Consider the following 11,511-nt stretch of genomic DNA (forward strand, 5'->3'; position numbering starts at 1 on the left):
ATCGCCGACAGGCTGATCAGCGCCGCCCCGGTGAGCGCCTTGTCCGCGATCGGGTCGGCGATCTTGCCGAAGTCGGTGGCGGGCAAGTGCGTCGAGGACTTCGAGTCGCTCAGGCAGGTGCTCGTGCCGGAGCCGCGGCACTGATTCGGACGTGGCCCGTACGTCGACGTCGACAACCAGGGCGGCGCGCACGCCGCCGTCCGGCACCTGCTGGCCTCGGGCCGCCGCCGGATCGGCACCATCGCCGGGCCCGCCGACATGGGCGCCGCCGTGGACCGCCTCGCCGGCTACCGGCTCGCGGCGCGCGAGGCCGGGATCGGCGTCAACGGACTGGTCTGCCAGGGCGACTTCGGCCGGCTGTCCGGCGAGCGGGCGATGCGCCGCCTGCTGGAGCGCCGGCCGGACGTCGACGCCGTGCTCGCCGCGTCCGACCAGATGGCGGTCGGCGCGCTGAGCGCGCTGCGCCGGGCGGGGCGCCGCGTCCCCGACGACGTCGCGGTCGTCGGGTTCGACGACGCTCCGGTGGCCCAGCAGGTCCGCCCCCGGCTGACGACCGTCCGGCAGCCGGCCGAGGACCTCGGCGCCCGCCTGGCGCGCGAACTGCGCGCCTGCACCGGAGGCCGGCCGAACACCGAGCGCGGCGTCGTGCTGCGCACCAAGTTGATCATTCGGGAGTCCGGCTGACGGACCGGGGCCGCGCGGCCCCCGCCCACCCCGGCACCACCACCGCCGTGCTCCCCCGGCGGTGGAGACCGCCAAGCCCGGACACCGGGCGCGACAGGAAGGAACACAGGTGAGAAGACAGCAAAGATGGCGCGCGTTAACGGCAGCGGGCGCGACGCTGGCCCTGCTCTGCGGCGGCCTGGGCGTGATGGCCCCGGCCCACGCCGCCGCGGTCGCGTGCAAGGTCGTCTACAAGAAGAACGACTGGGGGAGCGGCTTCACCGCGAGCATCGACATCACCAACCAGGGTGACGCGCTGGACGGCTGGAAGCTGACCTACTCCTACTCGGGGAACCAGAAGCTGGCGAGCGGCTGGTCGGCGAAGTGGTCGCAGTCGGGCCAGCAGGTCACCGCCGAGAACGAGAGCTGGAACAGGGCGCTCGCCTCCGGCGCCTCGGTCAACGTCGGCGCGCAGTTCACCTACAGCGGGACGAACACCGACCCCACCGTGTTCAGCCTCAACGGCACGCCGTGCAACCAGAGCTCGTCCGCCCCGACGGTGGCGCTGACGAGCCCGTCCGCCGGAGCGACGTACTCGGTGGGCGCCGCGGTGCCGATCTCCGCCACCGCGGCGGCCGGCTCCGGAGCGACCGTCTCCAAGGTCGAGTTCTTCGACCAGGACGGGTCGCTCGGCGCCGCCGACACCACGGCCCCGTACGGGCTGAACTGGACGCCCGCGGCGGCCGGCTCGTACTCGCTCTACGCCAAGGTGACCGACAGCACCGGCGCGACGGCCGAGTCCGCGCCGGTGGGCGTCACGGTGACGGCGGCGGCGAGCGTCGTGGCGAGCCCGGCCGCGCTGACCGTCGCGCAGGGCGCGAAGGCCGCGTACGCGGTGAAGCTGTCGCAGGCCCCGTCCTCGTCCGTGACCGTGACGACGACCCGGACCGCGGGCAACTCGGGGCTGTCGGTGACCGGCGGCGGCACGCTGACCTTCACGCCGCAGAACTGGTCCACCGCCCAGAACGTGACGATCACCGCGGACGCCTCCGGAACGGGCCAGGCGACGTTCACCTCCGCCGCGCCCGGCTACGCGGCCGCGAAGGTCACCGCGACCGAGGTGGCCACCTCCGGCGACGCCTACACCCAGCGGTTCCTCGACCAGTACAACAAGATCAAGGACCCGGCGAACGGCTACTTCAGCCCCGAGGGCATCCCGTACCACTCGGTGGAGACGTTCATGGTCGAGGCCCCCGACCACGGGCACGAGACGACGTCGGAGGCCTACAGCTACCTCATCTGGCTGGAGGCCATGTACGGCAAGGTCACGCAGAACTGGGCCCCCTTCAACGCCTCCTGGGCGCTGATGGAGAAGTACATGATCCCGACGCACGCGGACCAGCCGACGAACTCCTTCTACAACGCCTCCAAGCCCGCCACCTACGCCGCCGAGCATCCCGCGGTGAGCGACTACCCGTCGCTGATCGACGGCAGCGTCCCGGTCGGCCAGGACCCGATCGCGAGCGAGCTGAAGTCCGCCTACGGCACCGACGACATCTACGGCATGCACTGGCTGCAGGACGTGGACAACGTCTACGGGTACGGCAACACCCCCGGCGGCGGCTGCGAGCAGGGTCCGAGCGCGGACGGCCCCTCCTACATCAACACCTACCAGCGCGGTTCGCAGGAGTCGGTGTTCGAGACCGTTCCGCAGCCGACGTGCGACAAGTTCGCCTTCGGCGGCCCCAACGGCTACCTCGACCTGTTCATCAAGGACTCCTCCTACGCCAAGCAGTGGAAGTTCACCGACGCGCCGGACGCCGACGCGCGCGCCATCCAGGCCGCGTACTGGGCGAACGCCTGGGCCAAGGACCAGGGCAAGTCGGGCGACGTCTCGGCCACCGTGGCCAAGGCGGGCAAGATGGGCGACTACCTGCGCTACTCGTTCTTCGACAAGTACTTCAAGAAGATCGGTGACTGCCACTCGCCCTCGTCCTGCCCGGCCGGGTCGGGCAAGGACAGCGAGCACTACCTGCTGTCCTGGTACTACGCGTGGGGCGGCGCGAACGACACGAACGCCGGCTGGGCCTGGCGCATCGGCGACGGCGCCTCGCACTTCGGCTACCAGAACCCCCTGGCCGCCTACGCGCTGGTGAACGACGCCGCGCTCGCGCCCAAGGGCGCGACGGCCAAGGCCGACTGGAGCAAGAGCCTCACCCGGCAGCTCCAGCTCTACAAGTGGCTCCAGTCCGCCGAGGGCGCGATCGCCGGAGGCGTCACCAACAGCTGGGAGGGCAGCTACAGCACGCCGCCGACCGGCCTGACCGAGTTCTTCGGCATGGCCTACGACTGGCAGCCCGTCTACCACGACCCGCCGAGCAACCAGTGGTTCGGCTTCCAGGCGTGGTCGATGGAGCGCGTGGCCGAGTACTACCAGGTCACCGGCGACGCGTCCGCCAAGGCGATCCTCGACAAGTGGGTCGCCTGGGCGCTGTCGCAGACGACGGTCGACCCGTCCACGGGCGGGATCAAGATCCCCTCCACCCTCAAGTGGACGGGGCAGCCGGACGCGAACTGGTCGACCGCCACCGGGATGCCGCCCGCCAACACCGGGCTGCACGTCTCGGTGCAGGACTACACCGACGACGTCGGCGTGGCCGCCGCGTACGCCAAGACGCTGACGTACTACGCCGCCAAGTCCGGTGACGCCGCCGCCAAGCAGGCCGCCAAGGACCTGCTCGACGCGATCTGGAAGCACACCGACGCCAAGGGCGTCTCCGTCCAGGAGACCAGGTCCGACTACAAGCGCCTCGTCGACCCGGTCTACGTCCCCTCCGGCTGGAGCGGCAAGATGCCGAACGGCGACCCGATCAACTCCAGCTCGACCTTCATGTCCATCCGTTCCTTCTACAAGAGCGACCCCGACTACGCGCGCGTGTGGGCGTACGCCAGCGGCCAGAGTTCCACGGCGCCGGTGTTCACCTACCACCGCTTCTGGGCCCAGGCGGACATAGCCCTCGCCATGGCCGACTACGGCCGCCTCTTCAACGAGTGACCAACGGCGCGAGGGCCCGTCGCGACGCCTGCCGCGACGGGCCCTCCGCTCGTCCAAGGGGCCCGCCACCAGGAGCGACGTCCGTGTATGCGAACATATGTTCGTGTCCGCCGGTGCGACGATCCTGCATGCCGACCTGGACGCGTTCTACGCGTCGGTCGAGCAGCGGGACGATCCCGCCCTGCGGGGGCGGCCGGTGATCGTCGGGACGGGCGTGGTGCTGGCGGCGAGCTACGAGGCCAGGGCCTGCGGCGTGCGGACGGCGATGAGCGGCGGGCAGGCCCGCCGGCTCTGCCCGCGGGCGGTCGTCGTCCGGCCGCGCATGAGCGCCTACAGCGCGGCGAGCAAGGCGGTCTTCGCGGTGTTCCGGGCCACGACGCCGCTGGTGGAGGGCCTGTCGATCGACGAGGCGTTCCTCGACGCCAGCGGGCTGCGCCGCCCCCCGGCGCAGGTGGCCGTCCGGCTGCGGCGCGAGATCGCCGAGGAGGTCGGGCTGCCGGTCACGGTCGGGGTCGCGCGCACCAAGTTCCTCGCCAAGGTCGCCAGCGGCGTCGCCAAGCCCGACGGGCTGCTGGTGGTGCCGCCGGACGGCGAGCTGGAGTTCCTCCGCCCGCTGCCGGTGCGGCGGCTGTGGGGCGTGGGGCCCGCGACGGCGGCCAAGCTCGCCGGGTTCGGCGTGACGACAGTCGGGGACGTGGCCGCGATGCCGGAGTCCACACTGGTGTCGATGCTCGGCCCGGGGGCGGGCCGCCACCTGTACGCGCTGGCGCACAACCGCGACCCGCGCCCCGTGCGTACGGGCGTGCGGCGGCGGTCCATGGGGGCGCAGCGGGCGCTCGGCCGCCGTGCCCGGTCGGCGGCGGAGCTGGACGCGATGCTCGTCGGGCTGGCCGACCGGCTCGGCGGGCGGCTGCGCAAGGCCCGCCGCGTCTGCCGGACGGTCACCCTCCGGCTGCGGTTCGGCGACTACGCCCGGGCCACCCGCTCGCACACGCTGGCCCAGGCCACCGCCGAGACCTCCGTGGTCCTGGCCGCGGCGCGGGGCCTGCTCGCCGCCGCCGGGCCGATGATCGACGAGCGCGGCCTGACGCTGATCGGCCTCTCGCTGGGCAACCTGCACGACGACGGCGCCGTCCAGCTCACCCTGCCGTTCGACCAGGCGATGGCGGTGGACGGCGCGGTCGACGGCGTCCGCGACCGGTTCGGCTCGTCCGCCATCACCCGCGCCGTGCTGCTCGGCCGGGACCAGGGCGACCCGGTGCCGCTGCTTCCCGACTGAGACGGCGCGCCCCCGCGGTCAGGACGGCTCGACGATCCCGAGGCCGTCCGCGCCGACCTGGACGGCGGACTCGTCCAGCGCCGACTCCGTGATCGGCTGGAGGCGCCCGTCCAGGTCGAGGACGGGGCTGGCCTCCTTGTACCAGGACTTGATCACCGCGTTGCCCCAGAAGTCGCGGCGGCGGTCGTCGTGCACGTTCCACCGGAACGTCTCGTGGTCCGGGTCGCCCGTGTAGTAGTCCGAGGTGTAGATCTCGACCCGGTGCCCGTCCGGGTCGCGGAGGTACACGTAGAAGGCGTTGGACACGCCGTGCCGCCCGGGGCCGCGCTCGATGTGGTGCTCCTTGCGCAGCGAGCCGAACACGTCGGCGGTGCGCAGCACCTGATGGGACTCGTGCGTCGCCATTCCGACGTGGTGCAGCCTGGGGCCGGCGCCGCCGGTGAACGCCACGTCGTGCACGGTCTGCTTGCGGTACATCCACGCGGCGTAGAGCTCGTGCTCGTCGCCTCGATCGTCTCCGAGCCGGACTCGAGGAGGGACGAAGTCCCGTGCAGTACGATCGCAAATCGTATGCGAAATCCTCTAGGAGGTGCTGGACGGATGCGCGACCTCGCCGTTCGCGCGTTCGCGCGTTCGCGCCGGACAGCCCGGCGGACGCCCCGCCCGTGCTGCTCGTCCACGGCTTCGGCTCCGACGGGCGGGCTGACTGGATCGAGACCGGGATGGTCGACGCCCTGACCGTCGTCGGGCGGACCGTCCTCGTCCCGGACCTGCCCGGCCACGGGGAGAGCGCCGCGCCCGCCTCGTCGGACGAGGCCGCCGCGCCCGCGGTCGCCGCCGCCCTGGTGGCCGCCGTGGACCGGGCGGGGACCGAGACGTTCGACGTGGTCGGCTACTCCCTGGGCGCCAGGATCGCCTGGGAGCTGCCGTCGGCCGCCCCGGGACGGGTGGAACGCGCCGTCCCGGGCGGGTTGAGCCCTGTCGAGCCCTTCACCGCCGTCGACATCGACGCGTTCCGGCGCGCCGTCCGCGAAGGCGCGGAGTGCGACGACCCGTTCACCGCCGCGATCGCGGCCATGGTCAGGGCGCGGGGCGACCGCGCCGCCGGGCTCGCGCTCTGCGTCGAGGGGCTGCGCGCGACGCCGTTCGAGGGCGGTCCGTGGAACGCGAAGGTTCTTCCCGTCTTCGTCGTCGGAGAGAATGATGAGCTGACACGAGGAATCGGCCGGCTCGCCGAGGAGCTCGGCGAGGCGGAACTGGTCACCGTGCCCGGCGCCCACCACGAGGTGCTGGGCGGCCCGCACTGGCGTGTGGCCGTCCTGGACGCGCTGTCGCGGTGACCGGGCCGGCGAACACGTCCGGGGGGCGCGGGCCGAGGATGAGGAGAACCGGGTGAGTGCCGCGAAGAAGCAGGACCAGACCAAGGCGAGCAAGGCCGAGTTCTGCTACGAGCTGCTGCGGTCGCGCATCCTCGAAGGCACCTACGTGCCCGGATACCGGCTGGTCATCAACCAGCTCGCCCAGGAGACCGGGGTCAGCACGATCCCGCTGCGCGAGGCGCTGCGCCGGCTGCAGTCCGACGGGCTCGTCGAGGTGGTGCGCAACGTCGGCGCCCGCGTCGCGGTCTTCGACGCCGAGCAGGTCGAGCACACGCTGCAGATCCTCGCCCGGCTGGAGGGCTACGCCACCGCGATCTCCGCGCCGTTCATGACGGCCGCGCACATCGACGCCTCCCGCAAGATCAACGACCGGATGGTGGAGGCGCTGGAGGAGTTCGACCCGACCGCGTTCACGGCGCTCAACCGCGAGTTCCACTTCTCGATCTACGAGCACTGCCCGGACGCGCACCTGCGCTCCCTGCTCGAAGCCGAGTGGACCCGGCTGGACCACATGCGCCGCTCGACCTTCAGCTACGTCCCCGGCCGCGCCCGCCGCTCCGTGGTCGAGCACGGGCACATCCTCGACCTCATCACCGGCGGCGGCGACCCGGCCGAGATCGAGCGCATCGCCTGCGCGCACAAGAACGCCACCGCCGACGCCCTCCACAGCGCGCACCCCGTCCCGCACAAGTGACCTGGAGGCCGAACGCGCCGTTCCCACCGGGCGAGTGATGGGGACGGCGCGTGCGGGCCCTGGACGCCGGCGCGGGCCGGCATGCTCCGCGCGGCTACACGAGCAACTGGCCGCCGTCCACCTGGATCACCGCGCCGGTGATGTGGTCGGCCCGGTCGGAGGCGAGGAACAGCACCAGCGGGGCGACGTCGCCGGTCGTGGCGACCTGCCGAGCGGGATGCGGGACTCCCATGCGGCGCGGGCCTGCGGGTCGTCCATCGGCCCGGCCGTCATCGGCGTGTGGACGGGCCCCGGCGCGACGCCGTTGACCCGGATGCCGTGGCCCGCGAGCTCCAGGGTGGCGGTGCGGGTGAGGGCGTCCACGGCCGCTTTGGTGGCCTCGTAGTGGCCGAGGCCCGCGGTGGGCCGGCGGGCGCCGATCGAGCTGATGTTGACGATCCGCCGTCTACGGGATGCCCGGCCACCCACCGGTGCTCACCGACGTGCTGTTCCCCGCGATCGTGCGCGCCGCCGGGATCGCCCGTGACGACTACCTGCTGTCCACCAAGCTGTGGCTGGAGGGGTACCCGGGCAGACGCTGCGCGACCAGCTCACGGGCGCGCTGTTCCGCGTCGGCGCCGACCACGCGGACGTGGCCGTCCTCGGCGACATCGACCTGCGGCGGCTCGCCGAGGACCTCGCCGCGCTGGAGAAGGAGGGGCTGCTCGGCTGCTGGGGCGTCAACAACTGGTCCGCCACGGCGATCCGGACGATCCGCGGGCACCCCCTCGCCGCGGGCTCCCCGGGCCCGCAGCTCGCCCAGCTGAAGTACAGCCCGTGCCGGCGATCCGTCCCCGACGGCGAGCCGTTCGCCGCCGTCTTCGCCGAGGGCGTGGCCATGCAGGCGTCGGACGTCCTGGAGGGCGGCATCCTCGCCGGGAACATCGAGCCCTCGCGGCAGATCGGACGGGACCCGGGCGGGATACGCCCCCGCGTCCAGGAGGCCGCCGAGGGCATCGCCGCGCTCGGGGCCGAGCTGGACGCCACGCCGGCGCAGTTGTGCATCGCCTTCACGCTCACGCATCCCGCGACCGCGACCGTCCTCTTCGGCGCGAGCGGCATGCGGCAGCTGACCGACAACATCGCGGCGCTGGACGTGCTCGAGCGCGTCGGCGCGGAGCGTCTGCGGGCCCTGATGGAGCCGTTCTGGGCTGACCGCGACGTCGTGGACCCCGAAGGCCCGTGAGCTGCGGGCGGTGAGCCGCGTCCGGACCGGCGGGGGTCCGGACGCGAGCCGCCGGACACCCACGGCGATCGCCGGCACGCCTCGCGCATCGATCGGGTAACGCCGCCCCGGGGGAGAGCCCCGCGTCGGGGAGGATGCCGGTGCGTCCGCCGGCGGGGCCGCGGTCTTGGAGAAGCACGGCCCCGGGAAAGCACGGGCCCGCGTCCCGTGGGTTCGCGGTGGCGGGACGCGGCCCGAGGTCCCAGCATGGAAAGGATGGTCGTGGTGATTTCCGCGCCACGCAGGCGCAGGTCGCCTCCGTGGTTCGGGACGGAGACGAGGCGCGCCCTCGTCGCCGGGGCGGCGGTCGCGGGGCTGGCGCTCCTCGCGGGCTGGCCGTACTGGCGCGGCCATCCGGCCGCCGCCGCGATCACGGCGGCCAGCTGCGGCGCCATCGCCCTGGTGGGCGTGCTGCTCGCGACCGGGCCCCGCACCCGCCGCACCGGGCTGCTGTTCGCGGCCGCGTCGGTGTGCTGGGCGGTGAACTGGGCCGCGAGCTGGGACGCGACCATCGGACCCATCATGTCGCCCTACGCCCAGGCCGACTTCTACCTCGCGCTCGCCGTCGGCGTCCTGCTCTACCCGGGCGGGCGCCTTGAATACCTCGCAGACCGGATCTGGACGGGCGTGGCGTGCCTCGTCCTGTGGGGCTGCCCCACGGCGCTGTGGGTCACCTCCGAGCCGGAATGGGCGGCGTTCCGGGGCGAGTCGGTGTGGTGGCCCGCCCTCTACCCCGACCTGGAGGTCTTCAAGGTCGTCCTTCAGGTGTCCGCCGCGCTGTACCTCCTGCTCGCCCTGTCGTTCGCCGTCGTCCTCCTGCTTCGGCTGCCGCGGATGGGCCGGCTGCGGCGCCTGCTCGCCCTGCCCGTGACGGTCGCGATCGGGTTCGTCGGCGTCTCGGCCGCGTTCACCCAGAAGCCGATCATGGAGGCGTCGATCCCGCTGGACGACCTGCTGCACGTCTACGTGGTGCAGGGCGCGGTCGTCGTGCTCGTCCCGCTGACGCTGCTGGCGTCCGGGCTGCGGGTCCGCATCGCCGAGCTGGCCGTCGCGGGCCGCATGCTCCGGCTGACCGCCCCGGTGTCGGTGGAGAGGATCCGCGACGCGCTGCGCGACGTCCTGCACGACCCGACCCTGGAGCTGTGGTTCTGGGCGCCGACGGAGGGCGGCTACGTCGACACCGCCGGGCGCCCCGTCGACCTGGGCCCGGAGACGGACGGCGCGGACGGCGAGGCGCGGGACGATCCCGCGGGGGAGGGAGGGCGCTGGCGGCACCGGGTGCGCGGCGCGTCCGGGGAGCCGCTCGCCGTCGTCGAGCTCGGTGGCGCCCTGCGCGACCACGGCTCCCTCGTCGAGGCCGCGCTCGCCGCGGGCGGCCGGGCGCTGGAGACCGCGCGGCTGCAGGCCGGCGTCCAGGCGGGCCTGGAACAGGTCAGGGCCGCCTACCGGCGCCTCGTGCGGGCCGAGGCCGCCGAGCGCGAGCGGCTCGCCCGCGACCTGCACGACGGCGCGCAGCAGCGGCTGCTCGCGCTCGGCGCGATGCTCGCCACGCTGGAGGCCGTCACCGGCGACCCGGCGGTCAAGGAGCACGCCCGCGCCTGCCGCGCCGAGCTGAAGGAGGCCCTCGCCCAGCTGCGGGCGCTGGCCCGGGAGGTGCAGCCGGCGCTGCTCGTCCAGGACGGTCTCGGCCCGGCGCTGGAGGTCGTCGCCGAGCGGCTCGGCACCCGGGTCGCGCTCGACGTCACCCCGCGCCGGTTCTCCCGCGAGATCGAGTCCACGCTTTACTCCGCGCTGTGCGAGACGCTGTCGTACGCTGTCGAGGGCGCGCGTGCCACCCGGGTCCTCGTGCGGGTCGGCGAGGAGGGCGGACGCGTGGTCGCCGAGGTCGGGCTCGACGGCGCCCGCCCCGGAGGCCCGGCCGCCGATCCCGTCGCCGACCTGGCCGGTCCGTCCGGCCGGATCAGGGCGCTGCGCGGTGAGATGGAAATCGGCGGCGGCCCCCGCGCGGGCCTGACGGTAAGGATGGACCTCCCATGCGAGTAGCCGTGGCGGAGGACAGCGGGATCTTCCGGCAGGCTCTGGTCACCCTCCTCACCACGGTCGGGATCGACGTGGTGGCGTCCGCCGGTTCGGGCGAGGAGCTGCTGGCCCGCGTCGCGGACGACCCGCCCGACGTCGCCATCCTCGACCTGCACATGCCGCCCACGTTCACCGACGAGGGCGTCGTCGCGGCGCGCCGGCTCCTGGAGCGCCACCCCGGCCTCGGCGTCCTGGTCCTGTCGGCCTTCAACGAGACCCCGCAGGCGATGGAGCTGTTCCGCGGCCGGCCGCGCGGCGTCGGATACCTGCTGAAGGACCATGTCACGGACGTGGAGAACCTGCGTTCGGCGCTGGAGCGGGTCGGCCGCGGCGAGGTCGTCATCGACCCCGACGTGGTGACCAGGCTGGTCGAGGCGCGGCACCGCGAGCAGGAGCTGTCCCGGCTGTCGGGGCGCGAGCGGGAGGTCCTGGCGCTGATGGCGGAGGGGCACTCCAACGCCGGCATCGGCAAGCGGCTGCACCTGTCCGCCCGGACGGTCGAGGACCACGTGCGGGCCATCTTCGCCAAGCTCAAGATCACCACGCCCGGCGGGGCGCCCGGCCCCCAGGACAGCAACAAACGGGTGCTCGCCGTCCTGACCTGGCTTCGCGCCGCCGAGACCCGCTGACCGCGACCCGGCGGCCGGGTGCGCGGTCGTCGCGTGCGCCCGCGCCCGCGCATCGATCGGGTAACGGCCCCTCGCGCCGCACGGCGGCCGTGGGGAAAACTGTCCGTGCGAGTCCGGTCGCGTCAGGTGACCCCGGTGGTGGCCCCCGTACGCCACCGCGAGGCGCCACGGTCCCGAAAGCGGGCGCGTGACGCGGCCGTTCCCGGCACGGTCCCATACTCCCCGGCGCCGCTCTGGGCGCGCATCCGGGAAAACCCCCGTCCCGGACGGTGGTTTCCCGGGACGACACGGAAGGATCGCGGTGAGGCCCGTCTCCCGGTGGCCGCCGTGGCTCGGCGCGCGGGTGCGCCGCGCCCTGGCCTCGGGCGCGGCGGAGCCGGCGCGGCAGGTCGGGGACCGACAGGGCCTCGGCGCTCGTCCACAGCGGCACGTCGGCGAGCCCCTCGACGGGCGGGATGACCGGTTCGCT

At 73.6% G+C, this 11,511-nt stretch carries 8 protein-coding genes and 3 pseudogenes; 8 read left to right on the forward strand and 3 right to left on the reverse strand.

What is annotated here, in order from left to right; all coding sequences use genetic code 11:
• A pseudogene (locus tag AB0K37_RS35895) lies at positions 1-77 on the reverse strand (CDP-alcohol phosphatidyltransferase family protein); the annotation flags it as partial.
• Positions 78-171: 94 nt separating this feature from the next.
• Between AB0K37_RS35895 and AB0K37_RS35900 the strand changes: the two are divergent.
• The 3 genes and pseudogenes from AB0K37_RS35900 to dinB all read left to right on the forward strand — a co-directional run.
• Positions 172-684, forward strand: a pseudogene (locus AB0K37_RS35900) (substrate-binding domain-containing protein); the annotation flags it as partial.
• Between the two features lie 109 nt (positions 685-793).
• A complete protein-coding gene (locus AB0K37_RS35905; RefSeq protein ID WP_363988892.1) occupies positions 794-3,718 on the forward strand; it encodes a glycoside hydrolase family 48 protein in 2,925 nt (974 codons plus the stop codon).
• A gap of 103 nt (positions 3,719-3,821) precedes the next feature.
• Entirely contained in the window at positions 3,822-4,997 is a 1,176-nt protein-coding gene (gene dinB, locus AB0K37_RS35910; RefSeq protein ID WP_363988895.1) for a DNA polymerase IV, read from the forward strand.
• A gap of 18 nt (positions 4,998-5,015) precedes the next feature.
• On the opposite strand, the gene AB0K37_RS35915 is transcribed toward dinB, so the two are convergent.
• Positions 5,016-5,474, reverse strand: coding sequence for a VOC family protein (locus AB0K37_RS35915; RefSeq protein WP_363988897.1), 459 nt, complete (start codon positions 5,472-5,474; stop codon positions 5,016-5,018).
• 188 nt (positions 5,475-5,662) lie between these two features.
• On the opposite strand from AB0K37_RS35915, the gene AB0K37_RS35920 reads away from it, so the two are divergent.
• Positions 5,663-6,337 carry an alpha/beta fold hydrolase gene (locus AB0K37_RS35920; protein WP_363988899.1) on the forward strand — a complete coding sequence of 225 codons (675 nt, stop codon included), beginning with the start codon at positions 5,663-5,665 and terminating at the stop codon, positions 6,335-6,337.
• 52 nt (positions 6,338-6,389) lie between these two features.
• Positions 6,390-7,070, forward strand: a complete 681-nt coding sequence (locus tag AB0K37_RS35925; protein ID WP_363988902.1) for a GntR family transcriptional regulator — start codon at positions 6,390-6,392, stop codon at positions 7,068-7,070.
• 94 nt (positions 7,071-7,164) lie between these two features.
• Here the strand turns inward: AB0K37_RS35925 and AB0K37_RS35930 are convergent.
• Positions 7,165-7,538, reverse strand: a pseudogene (locus AB0K37_RS35930) (SDR family oxidoreductase).
• A gap of 82 nt (positions 7,539-7,620) precedes the next feature.
• Here AB0K37_RS35930 and AB0K37_RS35935 point away from each other — a divergent pair.
• The 3 genes from AB0K37_RS35935 (at position 7,621) to AB0K37_RS35945 (ending at position 11,042) form a co-directional block, all read left to right on the forward strand.
• Positions 7,621-8,295, forward strand: coding sequence for an aldo/keto reductase (locus tag AB0K37_RS35935; RefSeq protein WP_363988905.1), 675 nt, complete (start codon positions 7,621-7,623; stop codon positions 8,293-8,295).
• A 264-nt stretch (positions 8,296-8,559) separates the two neighbouring features.
• The gene (locus tag AB0K37_RS35940) at positions 8,560-10,377 is read left to right on the forward strand and encodes a histidine kinase (RefSeq protein ID WP_363988908.1); all 1,818 of its coding nucleotides are present in this window, start codon (positions 8,560-8,562) and stop codon (positions 10,375-10,377) included.
• Positions 10,368-11,042 (forward strand): response regulator transcription factor, encoded by a 675-nt coding sequence (locus AB0K37_RS35945; protein WP_363988911.1) that lies wholly within the window; start codon positions 10,368-10,370, stop codon positions 11,040-11,042. The genes AB0K37_RS35940 and AB0K37_RS35945 overlap by 10 nt, the downstream gene beginning before the upstream one ends.
• Positions 11,043-11,511 lie beyond the last annotated feature (469 nt).

Source organism: Actinomadura sp. NPDC049753, from assembly GCF_040674655.1.
Lineage (GTDB): Bacteria > Actinomycetota > Actinomycetes > Streptosporangiales > Streptosporangiaceae > Spirillospora > Spirillospora verrucosospora.

What these genes read in the sequence shown, in the direction of transcription:
- AB0K37_RS35915 (WP_363988897.1), bottom strand. Translation starts at nt 5,474, where the DNA reads ATGTACCGCAAGCAGACCGTGCACGACGTGGCGTTCACCGGCGGCGCC.
- AB0K37_RS35945 (WP_363988911.1), top strand. Translation starts at nt 10,368, where the DNA reads ATGCGAGTAGCCGTGGCGGAGGACAGCGGGATCTTCCGGCAGGCTCTG.